Here is a 17,072-nt window from a genome sequence, read left to right on the forward strand (position 1 = left end):
ATTCTCAATTACAAATATGTATGATTTTTTTTCATAGCAAAATAAAAATAGATGTACTATATAACTCAGCACAAATACATTTTACAAACTCTTTTACAAAAGCGACACCATATCAGAACAAAATGCCCGATCCGATGATCAGCCGCACCGCCAGTGCGAATACGCAGACACTCATCAATGCCAGAATGACCTTTGCTTTCAGACGTTTTGCAATCTGCGCGCCCGCCTGGGCCCCGAACAGAGCGCCGAAACTGGCAGGAACGGCAATACTGAATACGATATGATTCGACAGGAAGTGTGTAATAACACCCACCGTGGTGGATACCGCCAAAATGGCCTGACTCGTAGCCGTCGCCAGATGTGTGGGAAAGCTCATCAGATAGATAAGCGCAGGCACGTGAATAAGTCCGCCGCCGATACCGAAGATGCTGGAGATAAATCCGACCACAATGCTGATAGCGATGCCTAGCGGCTTATTATAGGTAACCTCATCGAGCGTGAGAGACTCCGCCTGGCGCTCGCCTTTACGGAAATTTTTAAATCCGATCAAAATAGATACACAGGCCAGGAAACACCCGAAGGCAAACATAAATTCAGGGCCTGAGAACCAGGCGGACATACGCGCCCCTAAAATGGCGCCCGGAAAGGTGGCCAGGCTAAAAATAAGAGCGGCGCTGATAAACACCTTTTTCTGCCTGATGTACGCCAGCGAACCGGAAATAGCATTACACATAACGGCAAATAAAGACGTGCCCACAATCATCGACGGCGACCACTGAGGAAACCAGTACATGAATAAAGGCACAAAAATGAGACCCCCGCCGGCGCCGATAATCGTCCCTAACATGGCCGTAAAGAAACCGACGACGATAAAAAATAGATAGAATACAAACGGATTATCAATCACAATACAACCTCCCTGATGTGTCGAGGATACCATAGTCTCCTACAGCTGCCGCTTCAATTCCAATAAGCTCATACCCAAAGCCTCGGACGCCGTTACAAGATCATCATGCTCATATTTGATCGATGTCCCGTCGGCCCCATAGGCCTTTTTATACCTGATAGCCTGCCCCTTATGCGTGATAGAACCGGACTCTCTATGTAAAATGTGTCGTTCCTTTTTCTGAAAGCGGAGCCCCAACGTTGTGGTATGTTTCAATAACAGCTGTTCTATCTCGGCGCGATGTTCTTCATGACATAACACGGTAATCATCGTGCCGGGACGCTGCTTTTTCATCATAACGGATGTCGTAAAGACATCGAGCGCCGGAGATGTTATCAGTTTCTCCACCGCATATCCGATTTCCTCCGCCGTCATATCATCAATATTACATTGAATCTCTATGATTTCATCAGACTTGTAGACGGCATCGCGTACATTCTCCTGCTCAGGATTCTCTAGAGAATGTTCAGCTCTATCTCCTTTCAATATAATCGTATCCACAAAGGCTCGTACACAGTTAGGTCGATTATATGTCTTCGTCCCGAATCCATACGACACAGAGTCAACGTGCATCACGGGCATCGGTCCGAAATCCGTTCCGAAATATCGCAATAAAGCGACCCCTGTAGGCGTACAAAGTTCGCCTTCCACCTGATAATCCGTATAACACGGCAAGCCTTGTAACAGTTTCATCGTAGCCGGTGCCGGTACATTCAAGGTACCGTGAGCACAATGCACCGTACCGTATCCCATGTGAATGGGCGACACCATAATCCGATTGAACGCAAGATGATGCAATACATAACATACCGCCACTACATCGGCGATGGCATCATAGGCACCGACCTCGTGAAAGTGAATCATATTCACATCCCTTTGATGCACTGCGGCCTCCGCATCGGCAATTAACCGATACACTGCCAACGCATCGCGTTTGACCTCATCCGGTAAGGACAATCCATTAATAATTTGCTGAACATCTAACAATGTATGATGAGAATGTGAGTGATGGGGATGTAAGTGATGATAATCCTGTTTATGTTGCTTCTGACTATCATGTCGCTCATGACCATAAGCCTGCTGATCGTGATTGTGCTGATTATAATTATGATGATCGTGATAATCAGGAATTACATCTTCACCCTCTATATAACCGTCAACGGCAACCGTACAATGATATCCCTGTAAGCTGCATTCTTCCTTCGGTTCCAATCGATAAGTCACCTTGGGGATGCCGACAGCATTTAATCTTTCAACCCATCGAAAAGGATCGTCCGTCAGGCCCAACAACGTCGCCGTCAGCATATCACCGGCAACACCCATCTGACAGTCTAAAAATAACCGCTTCATTATCGTTACCCTTTACTCATAACCCATGCAATCACTTGCTTTCACCGATATGATTAATCATATTCGCCATATATGCGGCACCGAATCCGTTGTCGATATTCACCACGGAAACGCCGCTGGCACAGGAATTAAGCATGGACAACAACGCCGTTACGCCGCCGAAAGCCGTTCCGTAACCGACACTGGTAGGCACGGCAATCACCGGAACATCCACGAGCCCGCCCACAACACTGGCAAGAGCGCCCTCCATACCGGCGATAACGACGATAACCTTGGCACTCATAAGCTCATCCAGATGATGAAGGAGACGATGAATGCCGGCCACGCCCACATCATAGATGCGCTGTACCGAATTTCCATAAAATTCCGCTGTCAAAGCACATTCCTCTGCCACATTATAGTCACTGGTACCGCCCGTCACAACCGCAATATGACTGCTTGTCGTTTCAACGGGCATATCACCGACGATGCCGATACGTCCGGCCTCATAATAATGTAGCGATACATGCATTTGCATGGTCTGTGATATCTGTGTTTGAATAGTCTCCGCCATCGCTTTCGGCAATCGTGTCACCAATATATTATCGATTCCGTTGGCTTTCATGGATTGGATAATGCCGACGACTTGTTCAACGCTTTTCCCTTCACCGTAAATAACTTCGGGTACGCCTTGGCGCACGGTGCGATGCAGGTCCACATGAGCATAGCCCAGATCCTGAAACGGTGCCTGCTTCAAGGTCATCAATGCCGTGTCGATATCGACAGTTCCATTTTTAACAGCCTCTAACAAAGTACGTACATCCTGACTCATCATCGCACCTCTAAATCTAATAACACCGCATCAAACAAAGGGCTCAACTGTTTTATTATGAGCTCCCTATATTGCAATACCTTTTCCAACTGTGATTGAGGCACCTGAATTTTAGCTATATTGCCGAGTAATCGTACGCGAAAGTCGGAAAATCCCAACGAAAAAAGATATCCTTCCGCCTCTTCCACCTTGCGAAGCCCGTCCTCTGTGATCCTCTGCCCCACAGGAAATCGCGTAGCAAGGCACGCATACGCCGGTTTATGCCACGTAAATAAACCCGCCTCATGTGATGCGTTTCGAATCATGGGCTTTGTCAGCCTGCACGCCCTAAGAGGAGAATATATGCGAAGTTCCTGAATCGCCTTCATGCCCGGACGGTCATCATACTCATCGCTCGCATTTGTACCGTCCGCCACATGGTGAAAGCCGTCATGATTCGCCGCCTCGATAATTGCATTAAATACATGCTGTTTACAGTAATAACAGCGATTATCCGGATTGGCGACAATCCTTTCATCCTTCAACGGGTCAACTGTTATTTCCTGTACCGAAACGCCCAGAGACGCGGCCAAACGCAATGCATCGGATCTTTCAAAATCCGGAACGAACGGAGATTTCACAAAATAAGGCTGCACCGTAAGACCCGCTTTCACAGCCGCATATAACAGATACGATGAATCGACGCCGCCGGAGAATGCGATAGCTAACCGCTCAAAGCGTTTTAAATAATCAACCAGCTCCATCGACATCCTCCTCAAACCGTACAGATTCCAACATACACAATAAGATATGATTCATACTGAAGTTTCTAAACCATTTTCTACTCTACAATAACCGTGGTTCCGTTCGGAATAATCGTAATCGATGCATCCTCACCTTTAATTCCTCTCGCAATGGATACCGCTTCATCCAGCGTGGAGGCCGGTATCATATGCATATCCCGTATCACCTGATGATCACAATCGGTCGTCACCACGATAACAGAATAATGATTCAAAATTCTTGCAAGAATCTGAATTTTCCATTGATACGGCTTTGTCTCATTCCTCGGAACACCGTGAATATCATCTAATATCTGCTGTGCACTGTCCATGCCCTTAATCGCATCGTACAAAGCCTGTCCGCCATGTCCTTCTTTACAGGAAGCCGCCAGAATGATGACACCCCCGTCATTACAGGATGCCTCGGCCGCTGTCATCCCCTTTACGGATTGATAAATATTCTGATCCGACGGATAGCCGCCATTACTGGTAATGACGATATCCGCAGGGATACGCTTCACCGACGATAAAGAACGGATAAATTCATACCCTTCTTTGTGAGCATCTACGCAATCACCGGCAACAGCTTTGATGATTTCCTTTTTGCTGTCGATGACAACATTGAGAATAAACTGTAAATCGGCTTTTCTCGCGGCATACAGCATATCTTTATGAATCGGGTTTTCATCGATGATACCGGTCCGCGAAAACTCACTTTCAATAAATTCGGCACAATGATTGGCAAGAACAGTCACCTTAGATGCCACACCGGGCAGTACCGATTTACGTCCGCCGGAAAATCCCGCAAAGAAATGAGGATTGATGAGCCCTTCCGCAATCAATAACTCCGTCTCTACAGCCAATCTGTTGATAATACATTTACCCCCTGACGGTAATGTACCGATTTCAACCATATTCGCATCATCCTCGGAATCATGATTGATCAACTTCTCATGATTAACGATATCCTCGCCGAAACGGGCGACCATTTCCTCATGAGTCATGGGCCTGTGAAAGCCTGTGGCAATCAGAATCGTAATATCAATTTCGGGATTCACGGCGCGGATACGACGAAGCAAAATAGGCAATGTCACCTTGCTTGGCATCGGCCGCGTATGGTCACTCGTGATAATCACCATATTCTTCCTGCCTTTTACCAAAGCTTCCAACGAAGGACTGTTAACAGGATGGTCCAAAGCATACTCTACCAACTCGCTCTGACTCAACTCAGCCTGATACGAAGCCGCATTGGACTCCAACACGCCCGAAACGAAACGCTCATCAAGAGACACATTCAGCTTTTTATAATCATAAGGAAAAGTATACGTTTTCATGATTAACCCTCCGTAGCCGCTAGAACTCATATATGTTAAGTATAGCACCGAACCGTATAATCAATCTATAAAATCCACGTGAAAACAAACAGCTTTGAAGCCTTTCCCCCTCCCGGTTTCATGTGAAATGAGACACTCTCTATTAGAAGCTAATCATTTATTGCGTGCATTTCAATAAAAAACTCTTCGAAAAACGACTTAGCGCCGCAAGGGTAGAGCTTTAAATCCCCCTCTTGGTTTCATGCAAGGAGAGGCGCCATTAGAGACATTAATAATCGTTTTTTGTAAACAGTATTAGGACAATTGGCGCCTCTGTAGCCGAAGTTTTATAAATAAATAAAATACACCGGCAGGAAAACGACTTAGCGCCGTAAGGGGTGGCTTTGGAGGCTTTCCTGCCGGTGTATTTTTCAATATATTAAGTTCATATCAATAAAACTTCGGCTACAGCCAACAATCTTACATACTGGACGCAAAAAACGATTTAGCCTCCTTGAGGCGCCCTCGTTCGCATGAAACCTGCAACTCATCACCGGCCTCAATCACCACATCCCGCAACGGCACGATATATGTCCCGTTTCGTCTGATGCTGACAATCAAAACCCCGTCCGGTACACTCAGGTCCTGCAGTTGTTTGCCGATATACGGTGCCACTACAGGTACCTTAGTCTGAAAGAAGGTTTGTACCGCTTCCAGATTGCTTTGTCTGCTCATAGCACGCAATAAGGAGTCATAAATTGGCGGTTCTTTCAACAATTCCGCTACCAGATAGGCAACAATGGTCACGATACCGATGGCGTAAATATTTGAAAAACTGTTCGTCATTTCAAGAACCAGCAGAATTGCTAAAATCGGGGTTCGCATTGCCGCCGCCAGCATACCGCCCATCGCACAAATGACGAACTGCGGCACATAATCACCGGAAATAAGTTGAAGTGACGACAGGAGGCTTTCACAAAAAGCACCGGTCGCCGCACCGATAACGAGCATGGGCAAAAAGATGCCCCCCTGCGCACCGCTGCCATAGCAGAACGTGGTCAACAAAATCTTGCCCATGACGATGCCCGCAAGGAGCCACACCCCATGCGACTGAAATGCCAAATGCCCCACCAGATCATTGCCGCCGCCCAGCAACAGCTGCGAATCAAAGCCGATAGCCGCCACGGCGACAAATGTAATGACTAATTTCAAAAACCGGGAACATTTGAGCCAGTCAAAGAAACTTTTAAACGCGAAAATCATTCGGCAGAAAAAGACGCCGCACAATCCCGTCAGCACGCCCACACCGAGAAGGGACGGGAAATATTCCAGAGGCATCCCCGTCGTCACGGAAAATCCCAGCGCCGGCTCGAGGCCGAAGATACTGACCGTAATGTAATTGGAAATCAACGCCGCCACAAAGGTAGGAATGACGAGGTACGGATAAAAACTCTTATGCACCTCTTCAAAAACGAACATCGCCCCCGACACGGGAGCGCTGAAGGCGGCAGTCAAGCCGGCCGCAGCACCGGCGGAGGTGAGTATACGCTGTTCCCGTAAACCTGAATTCATCCAGTAAGACACGATTTTACCGGCAGAGCCGCCGATTTGTACGGCCGGACCTTCCCGCCCCACGGAGAACCCCGCAAAGCCCGTCAACACACCGCCAATCATCTTGGATACAAACGTACGATACGGTTTCATATCGAACAAGCCCAGCATTTCCCCTTCAATTTGAGGAATACCGGATCCGCCGGACAACGGCGCCCACTGTAGCAGGCGATCCACGATAAAGGCAAATAAAATCATCCCTGCGAGCCAAATGAGCGCCCATTCGAGTGAAATTCCATCCATCAGTCCCCAACGCACATGCTCCGATTCAAGGATTAAATAGCGATACGTGGCGCCGCCGAACCCGGCGATAACACCGACCAAGGCGCCTTTCAGAATCAATTCGGATAACAGAATGCGATTCATGGACATATTCGCTAAGGTGGAACTGCGTTTATTCAATTTCCATAATTTCATACTATGTCCCTCCGCCTCGAACTATTTCGGTCCGCACGCTCCATACAGATTAATACTATGCCGCATTATAATACCTTAATATATTTATAGCATATATTTATAACGACCTGAAAATAACTGAATATCTCAATTTATATTGAATGCATATATATTAGTTATATTCATAACTAGTATACTTGTCCGTATTCACTTTTTCAAGAATATTGATTGTGAAAGTATATCTACGAGTTTGTACACTTGTGAAAGATTTTTGTCCTCTTTAAGCGGATTTTCATTTCTATAGAATACAATAAAAGTATATCGTTCTGTAGTTTGATATACGTAAGGAGCAACACCAATGAAAACGTTTCACCTTCCCTATTCTAAAAGCACCGTTGATATTCAAATTCCAGAAGCACGGATTGCAGGCGTACTGGAATCCAGGGCACACTCATACAAACCTGAGCTTTCACAGGAAGAGCTCGTCGAAAGTGCATTGGATCATCCTATAGGGAGTAAATCATTAGAAGAGCTGGTAAAAGGAAAGTCAAATATGGTCATCATTACAAGCGACCATACGAGACCCGTTCCCAGCAAAATCACGATGCCGATTCTGTTACGCCGTATCCGCAGCGCAAATCCGTCCATAGACATCACGATTTTATTGGCAACAGGATTTCATAGACCGACCACAAAAGAGGAAATGATCGATAAATTCGGTAAAGATATCGTGGCCCATGAAAAAATTGTAAATCATATTTCGGGAGATGCGTCCCAAATGGTCAAAATCGGGGTTCTCCCATCCGGTGGAGATTGCATTATCAATAAAATCGCCGTCGAAATGGAACTGTTAATCGCCGAAGGCTTCATTGAACCTCACTTCTTTGCAGGCTTCTCGGGCGGTCGTAAATCGGTACTTCCGGGCATAGCATCGGAGGTGACGGTCATGGCGAACCATTGCGCGGAATTCATCAACAGCGCCTATGCACGAACCGGTATCATTAAAAACAACCCGATTCATAAAGATATGGTCTACGCAGCGCGTACGGCTAAACTCGCCTTTATTTTAAATGTTGTCATCGATGCCGATAAACACATCATCAACGCCTTTGCGGGTGATATGGAGGAAGCCCACGAAAAAGGTTGTGCCTTTGTATCCGATTTAGCCAGTGTGAAAGCCGTACCTGCCGATATCGTTGTCACTACTAACGGCGGCTATCCGTTAGATCAAAACATTTATCAGTCCGTAAAAGGCATGACAGCGGCCGAAGCTACTTGTAAGAAAAATGGCGTCATTATCATACTTGCCGCATGTAATGACGGTCATGGAGGCCAATCCTTATACGAAAATCTGAAAAATGCGACTACACCGAGAGAATTACTCGACAGAATCGCCAAAGTACCGCGAAATGAGACGATTCCCGATCAATGGGAAATGCAAATTTTAGCTAGGATCTTAGATCAGTTCACGGTTATTGTCGTAACAGATCAATGCGATCCGCAAATGTTAACGGATATGCATTTAGAACACGCCTATAACTTTGACCAGGCATTACAAACAGCAATGAAAAAGGTCGGTGAAGATGCCAAAATCACGGTTATCCCTGACGGTGTATCCGTGATCGTGAAACAATAACCCCCTTTAAGGTTGTCTGCCACAATGGCGCCTATAGGAACAAATCGGAATTTTTATAGTTAACATCTATACATTTCAAACAGTTCCATGTGAAAGCACTTTCACTCGAACTCCGACTTATAAAACATATATAATCACATAGAAAAAGGCTATACATAATCGCTCGGAACAGCCCTTTATTACAAAGTCCTGTTCATATAAATACGATTATGTATAGCCTTCTTTTTCTTAACCTGCAGATTTCATTAAAACCTTGTAGATCTTATTAGAAAATGGATTGATAAATGCTCACAATATCTTCCAATGTCACATCCCTAGGATTTCCCGGCGTACACGCATCATGTAAGGCCGATTCGGCGAGGAACGGAATATCTTCACGTTTCACCCCCGCTTCACCGAGTGATCTAGGAATGCCTACATCATCGGCTAATTGCTGAATAGCATCGATAGCAGCCTGGCGATACGTGCTTTCATCCATATCATCCACATCGGCAACGCCCATAACACGGGCAATCTCGCGATATTTATGTCCCGTTTCGGGAGCATTGAATGTAAGGACCGCCGTTAACAGCATTGCACAGGCCTTGCCATGCGGAATATCATATAATGCGCTTAACGGATGCGCCATGGAGTGAACGATACCGAGCCCTACATTGGAAAAGCCCATACCCGCAATATATTGCCCCACAGACATGGCTTCCCGACCTGCGTAATCACCGGCCACTGCGCTACGCAACGATCGGCTGATAATTTCAATCGCTTTTAAATGGAGCATATCCGTCAATTCCCAAGCACCGCGCGTAATATATCCTTCGATAGCATGCACAAGCGCATCCATCCCTGTCGCGGCGCATAGACCGGTCGGCATCGATGCGGACATATCGGGATCCACGATGGCCACAATAGGAATATCATGCGGATCGACGCAGACGAACTTGCGATTCTTTTCAACATCTGTAATGACATAGTTAATAGTCACTTCAGCCGCCGTGCCGGACGTAGTCGTGACGGCGATAATCGGCAAGCACGGATTCTTAGTGGGTGCCAACCCTTCAAGACTGCGCACATCAGCAAACTCCGGATTTGTCATAATCGTAGCGATAGCCTTGCTCGTGTCGATCGGGCTGCCTCCGCCGACAGCGACGATAACATCTGCACCGGCCGTTTTGCAGGCTTCGACACCGGCTGTCACATTTTCTATGGTCGGATTCGGTTTGATACCGTCATAAACAGCGTACTCAATACCTGCGGCATCAAGTAAATCCGTTACCTTCGTCGCCACCTTGAACTCAAATAAATCAGGTGTGGATGTAACAAGAGCCTTCTTAAAATGACGATTCCTGATTTCATTGACGATTTCCTGTATCGCGCCCTGACCGAAATAAGACGTACCGTTTAATATCATTCTCTGAGCCATATACATCACTCCTAACGTATATAAAAACAAAACCGACAGAGGATTACTATACTTAGTAATTCTCCATCGGTTATGTAAACTCCTGTATATAATTTTCATCACGTACTATAGATATGACACGAACTTATGCATCCCGACTCATTTTCATGAGCAGAATCCGTTTCACCGACGCATTGAGGCGTTCCTGCGAGATACGGCCGTCTTTGACGGCTTTCATCAGCCCATTATAGGCCTCCTGCATATGTTCGTATTCATGGCAGACCAGGAGTAAATCGCTGCCCGCCAAGATCGACTGTACCGCCATTTCCGAAAATGCATAATGTTTCGCCAATGCGCCCATATCCATATCGTCCGTAACGACGACGCCGTTATAACCAATGTCCTTGCGCAGCCAATCCGTAATAATCGTCTTCGATAAACTGGACGGATGATCGGGGTCAATCTGCGGATACACTGCATGAGAAACCATAATCATGTATGTATTTGGTTTCGAATCTTTAATCAGCGATGCGAATACTCTTGTATCCTCTTGTGAAAGCACCTCTTTCGACACAGGCACTACACTGGTGTCCGCATGTAAATCCACATCCGTTTTACCGATACCCGGATACCCGGAAAATGCTTATAAGAATACAACAGTCCCGCCTCGTCATAAGCCTTTCCGACGGCGCCGGCATAGCGAATGACCTCGTCAGGATTCGTACTGAAAGAACGTCCATAGGTTAATCCCAAATCGGCATCCGGCGCAAAATTGATATTAAATCCTAAAGACTTAAGCTCTTCCCCTGACTGTTTCGCCAACGCCACCGTTTCAGAGATATCGCGCTGCCCCAGCTGTTCAGCAGGCGGTACCTTTACAAGCTTCTCCTCCATGCGCGCTACGGCGCCGCCCTCCTGGTCAATCCCGATAAACAGCGGTATCAAACCACCACCCTTAGCGGTCTTCTTTATATCCGTAATAAGCGTTCGCACCTGCTCCTTGGACTCCATATTGCGGTCAAACAAAATAATACCGCCCACGCGATATTCGTTAATCATGAATTTCGCATCATCATTCAAGGTCGTGCCGTGAACGCCGATCATCAACAGCTGTCCCACCTTGTCCGAATCACTCATGGACGCCACCAGCTTATCCACCTTTTCTTCCGGTGAAAGCTCGCTTTGAGCCACAGACTCATACGTCACGGATTCCGAAGTGTGACTAAACGGATTCAAACCGCAACCGCCTAATACAAGCGATATACAGACGGATAAACCAATCAATAAAGAACGAAATAAACTCATAAAGCCCCCTTTTTTCTCAATATACTTATTGTCCTTTGAAACAGAAACCCTGTCAACTCCCTAAGGGACAAAGTTAGTAGCAAAAAAAATTGCTTGCTGAAAACGACTCAGTTCACCAAACGAATAACCTGCTAATTTCTATCTCTATTCTCTCAGAAAAAGCTTAATACGAAGAAGGGAATGTCCAGCTGAAAACGACTGCGCGCGAAGCAATACTCCTCCCCTAGGAAAAATGTTAATATGTAAAAATGGACTGTTCTAGGAAAACGACTTGGCGCTGCGAAGCAGGTGGCCTCCGGAGTCTTTCCTAAAACAGTCCATTTGCAAACCTATTAAATTTTTCCGCTTTCCCGCATTTCCGCCAGCAGTTTCACAATCCGCGGTCCGCAGCCCTTGCCGCCGCATGCGCCGGTTCCTGCGCGCGTTGCTTCTTTCACTTCCGGAAATGTATGAGCACCATTCAAAATGGCTTCTTTAACCGTTTTACGCGTAATACTACGACATGTGCACACCTTCGTGAGCTTGTCCAGAATTGCTTCCGGCACCGTATTTTCTTCAAAATTCATATGATTCCTCGTCTATTCACTTGAATACTTTCATTAACTATATCGAAATTTTACAATTTCTACAATCAGTATATCACAACTTTCAAACTATATCGATAGTTTTTAATATATCTAATGAAAAATACCTCTTGTGAAAGCTGATGTAACTGAGTTTTTCTGCTTTCACAAGAGGTATTTACAGATCAATAGCATATAAAGTTATAAAATAAAACCCACTATACGCACAAAGAGTTGAAAAATGGTTTGTTGTAAAGGGATAAAAATCGCCCTTGCAATAGGACTGTTCAAGAATAAAACCAACAGAACCAGCCACACCATATTAAATTGGTAAATATTGAACTTCCATTCCCACGGCAATAAATTCGTGATGATATGACTGCCGTCGAGCGGCGGAATAGGCATCATGTTGAGTATAGCAAAGTTAATATTATACAGAACAATGAGCATTAATACGAGTTCTAACGACTGATTCTCAAGTAAACCATATTTATCGAGAATCCCCATAACAAGATAACCTATGAACGCCATGATAAGATTTGCCACCGGCCCTGCAATGGACACAAGGGTATCATCGGTACGCGGATCATTAAAGTTCATCGGATTAATCTGGACCGGCTTTGCCCAACCGAACCCGGCGATAAGTAATGCCAATGATCCTATCAAATCAAGATGGACTATAGGGTTTAGCGTCAATCGCCCCATGGCGCGTGGCGTAGGGTCCCCTAACATATCAGCTACCTTGGCGTGTGCATACTCATGCCCCGCAGCAGCAATAATCAGCGCCGGTATGGCCGCAAGAATCATTTCCAGACTAAAACCAGATAATAACATAAAATCTCCTTTATTGTTTCGCCTCCCATGCGGTAGCGCTTTCCTGGATGCAGCGCAACGCATTGAGCGTGCGAGGATAACCGATATACGGCACGCACTGGGATGCGATATTAATCAAATACTGTTTACTGTTGCCTACATTCAAATTACCTTGTATGTGGGCTTTGAGCTGCACTTCGCAGCCTCCCTGCGCGGAGAGGAAACAGAACGTAATCATCTCACGATGGGCTACACTGAGGCCTTTACGAGTGTAATAATCGCCGAACATATTCGCCAACCACTTGTTGATATGTCGAATTTCTTCAGGGCCTTCCTGGTGGAGATTACGCACGCTTTCACCGAAAATTTCCACCTGTTTTTCAATGCCCTTTGCAAGACGAGAACCACGGGTAACGGTACTGCGTTCAGGATTCCGAATCGTTTCACCGCGGTAATCAAAAATCTTATTCGTCACCTTGAAAAACGGACGTACGCGACCGATACCGAGGTACGGCACCGCCTGATAAATGAGCTCCACCACTTCGTCTGGAATGAGTCCGAAGTTAAGTGCCGCAGGCAACATCAACGCATATTCATCTACGGCCTGGGCCCCTACCAATGTGGCGAGAATCGCCAAAAAGCGGTCCTTCGACGGTACATTGCGGTCCTCTTCGGTGATAACCTCATCGAAGGCAAAATTATCAAATAATACTTCAAATTCCGGATCAATATAACCGGCCGGGGCCGCAATATCAGGAAACATGCGCTCTGTATAGGCTTGAGCGAATTCAGATTTAGACATAGAATAACCTCCATTCACAATGGATACATATCACCACCGTAACGATAACCAATACAGTTCAATACCGAAAGAAAAGACGTTAATATTTCATATATTTTATCATTAAAATATACACATGAAAAGTAATAAAAGGTCTATAAATAAAAATGGTGAAAGCCCGATTAGGACTTTCACCAGCAATAGTTATGTAGTTATTACGGCAAAATGCCCTTAATTATAAAGCAGGGAATTCAAAATTAGTGCCGTAAACTTGTTTCCAGGTAGCCAAGAACATATTGTATTCATTTGTACCCGGATTGATTTGGTAAACCTGTCCGTCCGGAGCATAGCGATATACGGTACGAAGGCTTGGATGAACGATGTATTTGAACAACGATGCTTCACCATATTGGTTATTATGCATATTTACAACATTAATACCGAATACATAGTTACGACTGCCGTCGATACCTTTAAACTGCGATGCTTTATCAAAGTAATATGTTTCCGTACCATTAGCACTATTTGGAACTTCAGGATAATTATCCAACCCGTTCCAGTTTGCCGCATTTGCTACACCGCCGACCAATAATGTACCGGCTAAAACGAATGCACCTAATAAGTTTTTATTCATAATGCTCTCCTTCTGCCCACAGGCATATCAACTAATCGGCCTGTTTTCATAAGGCCTTAGCGCTGTACGCTACATACAGTATACCATATTTATGAAAGAAGAAATGAAATTCAGCCCTTCAAGCGATTACCGGTTCCTTCATTCGCTTTATCGATGGCATCTAATAAACGATTTAATAAACCGCGTAATTGGCGAGCTTCCTCTACATCAAAAATATGACCTGAAGCCTCCGCCAATCTCTGAGGTACATGGATGGCACTTTCGCGTAATTTTTTACCGGAATCGGTAAGAATTACCATAACAACGCGTTCGTCCTGACGGCTGCGCTTACGTTTCAAGAAATTCTTAGCTTCCAATTTTTTTAGTAACGGTGTCAGCGTACCGGAATCAAGGCGCAAGACTTTACCTAATTCCTTAACGGATAACTCCCCATACTGCCATAAAGCCATCATTACGATGTACTGAGTATATGTCAAATTCAACGGATCCAAATGTAAGCGATATGCGTTAACAATTTCCTTCGCCACTACATAAAGAGGGAAACTGATCTGATTTTCTAGTCGTAAGAAGTCATCCGCAGGGATATCTTCAACGTGTTCGTATCCTTCAAGTGTTCCAATTTCTGCCATCTTCTACCTCCATGTGCACACAATCTCTACAAACTAATTGTACACAATATGACGGCAAGCAGTCAACTTGAAAAGCAGTAATTTGAGCACTTTTTTTAGATTTGTCAATTAATTTATATATTTTTTCTGATTAATTAATAATCCACATGTCGATAAAGCTAGTACTTAATTAGATTCCAACACCTTATTACGCGCAGCTTTCACGAGGACAAAGTCGTCGTCCGGAACGCTCGATTTATAAGCCCAGCTAAGCAATAGCGCAGAATTCGCCACTACGAGCAAACTGCCGCCGTTATGAATGAGCGCGCCCCACACGGGAGACAATGTGCCCATCATCGCCAGGATAATCGCTACAAAGTTCAGAATCAAGGAGAAGGACAGATTGATTTTAATTGTAGACATCATGCGTTTAGATAATGCCACGAGGTGAGGCAATTCCCTGATGTTATCGTTAACAAGAACGATGTCCGCCGCCTCAACGGCGATATCACTGCCGATGCCGCCCATGGCGATGCCTACATCGGATTTTTTAAGGGCCGGCGCATCATTGACACCGTCCCCCACCATGGCCACGATGTTCCCCTCCCGTTGTAATTGAGCCACCGTATCCATTTTATCCTCCGGCAAGCAGTCGGCGATTACACGGGATACATTGAGTCGTTTAGCGATCGTTTTTGCCGTCGCCACATGATCACCGGTCAACAGGACCGGCATCACATCGAGTTCATGCAGGGACTCAACAACAGAGCGGCTTTCACGGCGGACGCGATCAGCTAACGCCACATAACCTGCCAAAGCACCGTCGATAGCTACATACACGATGGATGCGCCGCGATGTAAATGCTCACGAACGGCATTTTTCACGGAATCCGCAATCGAAATATCGGCCAATGTCATCATCGCCTCGTTTCCGGCTAAAACGGATTGAGCTTGTACACTTGCTTCTAAACCTTTGCCTGGAATCACGCGGAAAGAATCTACCGCATCAAAGCGTTCACCATAGCGGGACGTGAAGCCGGACACGATGGCCTTGCCCAAAGGATGCTCGGATTTCCGCTCGACAGACGCCACCAGGCGGTACAGTTCGGTATCAGATATATCGCTGACGGTTTCAACGGCAATGACCTCCGGCGTACCGTTCGTCAAAGTCCCCGTCTTATCAAAGGTCATCGTATTTACCTTCGCCAGCCGCTCCATAATGCTGCCGCGACGCACGAGAAAGCCGCGTTGGCTGGCATTCGAGATGGCCGCCATAATCGCCGCCGGCGTCGCCAACACGAGGGCACAAGGGCAGAACACGACGAGAATTGTTACGGCGCGGATGATTTCGCCGGCCACAGCATACGTGCCGGCCGCCGCCAAGAGAGCAATCACCACAATCCATGTCGCCCAGCGGTCCGCAATGCTCACGATTTTCGCATTTCCCGGATCCGTAGACTTCACGAGCTTAATCATCCGTTGAATCGAACTGTCCTCGCCCTCTTTCGTAGCCGTCATATCAAAGGCGCCGAACTGATTCACCGTACCGGAGAAGACTTCGTCACCAACGGTCTTGTCCACCGGCATGGATTCGCCGGTCATAACGGATTGGTCGATAGCCGTATCACCGGTCACAATGGTGCCGTCTACAGGAATGACCTCGCCGGGCAACACGCGCACCACATCGCCTACGCTCACGATATCCGCAGGCATCACCTCTTCCTTACCGTTGCGGACAATACGCGCCGTCGTCGGCGTCAATTTTACGAGCCGTTCAATGCCCGCCTGCGCCTTGGAGACGGTAAACTCTTCTAGCATCGCCCCCAATTGCATGATGAAAGCGATCTCTGCCGCCGCAAATACTTCTCCGACCGCTACAGCCGCGATAAGCGCCAAGGATACGAGTAAATCCGCTTTCACATCGAAATCCTCATACATAGCCACCGCAGCGCCCCACACGATAGGTGCCCCGCAAAGGACAATGGTAAACCATGCCCAGTCGAACGGCACGCCCAACCGGATGCCCAATAAACTAAATACAACGCCGATTCCGCCGGCCACTAATGTGATCTTTTCGCGATTCAAATCGAACCACTCCGCTAATTTGCTCCACCGATTCATAATTACCTCCTGTGAAAGCTGACTATC

At 46.3% G+C, this 17,072-nt stretch carries 14 protein-coding genes and 1 pseudogene; 1 reads left to right on the forward strand and 14 read right to left on the reverse strand.

All coding sequences use genetic code 11. The features are described from left to right. Nucleotides 1-112: 112 nt before the first annotated feature. The 6 genes from VEHSUH05_RS04450 to VEHSUH05_RS04475 form a co-directional block, all read right to left on the reverse strand. Nucleotides 113-940 carry a sulfite exporter TauE/SafE family protein gene (locus VEHSUH05_RS04450; RefSeq protein ID WP_425445595.1) on the reverse strand — a complete coding sequence of 276 codons (828 nt, stop codon included), beginning with the start codon at nt 938-940 and terminating at the stop codon, nt 113-115. Nucleotides 941-946: 6 nt separating this feature from the next. Beyond that, nucleotides 947-2,296, reverse strand: a complete 1,350-nt coding sequence (gene larC, locus VEHSUH05_RS04455) for a nickel pincer cofactor biosynthesis protein LarC (RefSeq protein WP_105090851.1) — start codon at nt 2,294-2,296, stop codon at nt 947-949. A 31-nt stretch (nt 2,297-2,327) separates the two neighbouring features. Next, nucleotides 2,328-3,107 (reverse strand): nickel pincer cofactor biosynthesis protein LarB, encoded by a 780-nt coding sequence (gene larB / locus VEHSUH05_RS04460; protein ID WP_054674488.1) that lies wholly within the window; start codon nt 3,105-3,107, stop codon nt 2,328-2,330. Next, nucleotides 3,107-3,850 carry an ATP-dependent sacrificial sulfur transferase LarE gene (larE, locus tag VEHSUH05_RS04465; RefSeq protein WP_105090852.1) on the reverse strand — a complete coding sequence of 248 codons (744 nt, stop codon included), beginning with the start codon at nt 3,848-3,850 and terminating at the stop codon, nt 3,107-3,109. Before larE ends, larB begins: the two co-directional genes overlap by 1 nt. Nucleotides 3,851-3,927: 77 nt before the next feature. Next, nucleotides 3,928-5,202, reverse strand: coding sequence for a nickel-dependent lactate racemase (larA, locus tag VEHSUH05_RS04470; protein ID WP_105090853.1), 1,275 nt, complete (start codon nt 5,200-5,202; stop codon nt 3,928-3,930). Between the two features lie 459 nt (nt 5,203-5,661). After that, nucleotides 5,662-7,209 (reverse strand): ClC family H(+)/Cl(-) exchange transporter, encoded by a 1,548-nt coding sequence (locus VEHSUH05_RS04475; RefSeq protein ID WP_105090854.1) that lies wholly within the window; start codon nt 7,207-7,209, stop codon nt 5,662-5,664. A 337-nt stretch (nt 7,210-7,546) separates the two neighbouring features. Here VEHSUH05_RS04475 and larA (VEHSUH05_RS04480) point away from each other — a divergent pair, with 337 nt between their 5' ends. Then, nucleotides 7,547-8,824 carry a nickel-dependent lactate racemase gene (gene larA, locus VEHSUH05_RS04480; protein ID WP_105090855.1) on the forward strand — a complete coding sequence of 426 codons (1,278 nt, stop codon included), beginning with the start codon at nt 7,547-7,549 and terminating at the stop codon, nt 8,822-8,824. 265 nt (nt 8,825-9,089) lie between these two features. Here the strand turns inward: larA (VEHSUH05_RS04480) and fucO are convergent, their stop codons facing one another. The 8 genes and pseudogenes from fucO to VEHSUH05_RS04520 form a co-directional block, all read right to left on the reverse strand. Continuing rightward, nucleotides 9,090-10,241, reverse strand: coding sequence for a lactaldehyde reductase (fucO, locus tag VEHSUH05_RS04485; RefSeq protein ID WP_105090856.1), 1,152 nt, complete (start codon nt 10,239-10,241; stop codon nt 9,090-9,092). A gap of 124 nt (nt 10,242-10,365) precedes the next feature. Continuing rightward, a pseudogene (locus VEHSUH05_RS04490) lies at nt 10,366-11,525 on the reverse strand (glycoside hydrolase family 3 N-terminal domain-containing protein). Between the two features lie 332 nt (nt 11,526-11,857). Further along, nucleotides 11,858-12,091: a (2Fe-2S)-binding protein gene (locus VEHSUH05_RS04495; protein ID WP_054674482.1), complete on the reverse strand. Its 234-nt coding sequence runs from the start codon at nt 12,089-12,091 to the stop codon at nt 11,858-11,860. Nucleotides 12,092-12,289: 198 nt separating this feature from the next. Then, complete coding sequence (locus VEHSUH05_RS04500) at nt 12,290-12,922, reverse strand: site-2 protease family protein (protein WP_038117511.1); 633 nt, start codon at nt 12,920-12,922, stop codon at nt 12,290-12,292. Between the two features lie 10 nt (nt 12,923-12,932). Beyond that, nucleotides 12,933-13,703 carry a carboxymuconolactone decarboxylase family protein gene (locus VEHSUH05_RS04505; RefSeq protein WP_038117513.1) on the reverse strand — a complete coding sequence of 257 codons (771 nt, stop codon included), beginning with the start codon at nt 13,701-13,703 and terminating at the stop codon, nt 12,933-12,935. A 214-nt stretch (nt 13,704-13,917) separates the two neighbouring features. Beyond that, on the reverse strand, nt 13,918-14,316 hold the full coding sequence (locus VEHSUH05_RS04510) for a hypothetical protein (protein ID WP_038117515.1): 399 nt from the start codon (nt 14,314-14,316) through the stop codon (nt 13,918-13,920). A 110-nt stretch (nt 14,317-14,426) separates the two neighbouring features. After that, entirely contained in the window at nt 14,427-14,945 is a 519-nt protein-coding gene (locus tag VEHSUH05_RS04515; protein ID WP_038117517.1) for a MarR family winged helix-turn-helix transcriptional regulator, read from the reverse strand. 165 nt (nt 14,946-15,110) lie between these two features. Then, a complete protein-coding gene (locus tag VEHSUH05_RS04520) occupies nt 15,111-17,045 on the reverse strand; it encodes a heavy metal translocating P-type ATPase (RefSeq protein ID WP_105090857.1) in 1,935 nt (644 codons plus the stop codon). Nucleotides 17,046-17,072: the final 27 nt, after the last annotated feature.

The organism is Veillonella denticariosi JCM 15641 (assembly GCF_002959855.1).
Taxonomy (GTDB): domain Bacteria; phylum Bacillota; class Negativicutes; order Veillonellales; family Veillonellaceae; genus Veillonella; species Veillonella denticariosi.

Excerpts from the sequence above, each read along its gene's own strand:
- VEHSUH05_RS04450 (WP_425445595.1), bottom strand. The coding sequence starts at position 940 with ATGGTATCCTCGACACATCAGGGAGGTTGTATTGTGATTGATAATCCG.
- larC (WP_105090851.1), bottom strand. The coding sequence starts at position 2,296 with ATGAAGCGGTTATTTTTAGACTGTCAGATGGGTGTTGCCGGTGATATG.
- larB (WP_054674488.1), bottom strand. The coding sequence starts at position 3,107 with ATGAGTCAGGATGTACGTACTTTGTTAGAGGCTGTTAAAAATGGAACT.
- larE (WP_105090852.1), bottom strand. The coding sequence starts at position 3,850 with ATGGAGCTGGTTGATTATTTAAAACGCTTTGAGCGGTTAGCTATCGCA.
- larA (WP_105090853.1), bottom strand. The coding sequence starts at position 5,202 with ATGAAAACGTATACTTTTCCTTATGATTATAAAAAGCTGAATGTGTCT.
- VEHSUH05_RS04475 (WP_105090854.1), bottom strand. The coding sequence starts at position 7,209 with ATGAAATTATGGAAATTGAATAAACGCAGTTCCACCTTAGCGAATATG.
- larA (WP_105090855.1), top strand. The coding sequence starts at position 7,547 with ATGAAAACGTTTCACCTTCCCTATTCTAAAAGCACCGTTGATATTCAA.
- fucO (WP_105090856.1), bottom strand. The coding sequence starts at position 10,241 with ATGGCTCAGAGAATGATATTAAACGGTACGTCTTATTTCGGTCAGGGC.
- VEHSUH05_RS04495 (WP_054674482.1), bottom strand. The coding sequence starts at position 12,091 with ATGAATTTTGAAGAAAATACGGTGCCGGAAGCAATTCTGGACAAGCTC.
- VEHSUH05_RS04500 (WP_038117511.1), bottom strand. The coding sequence starts at position 12,922 with ATGTTATTATCTGGTTTTAGTCTGGAAATGATTCTTGCGGCCATACCG.
- VEHSUH05_RS04505 (WP_038117513.1), bottom strand. The coding sequence starts at position 13,703 with ATGTCTAAATCTGAATTCGCTCAAGCCTATACAGAGCGCATGTTTCCT.
- VEHSUH05_RS04510 (WP_038117515.1), bottom strand. The coding sequence starts at position 14,316 with ATGAATAAAAACTTATTAGGTGCATTCGTTTTAGCCGGTACATTATTG.
- VEHSUH05_RS04515 (WP_038117517.1), bottom strand. The coding sequence starts at position 14,945 with ATGGCAGAAATTGGAACACTTGAAGGATACGAACACGTTGAAGATATC.
- VEHSUH05_RS04520 (WP_105090857.1), bottom strand. The coding sequence starts at position 17,045 with ATGAATCGGTGGAGCAAATTAGCGGAGTGGTTCGATTTGAATCGCGAA.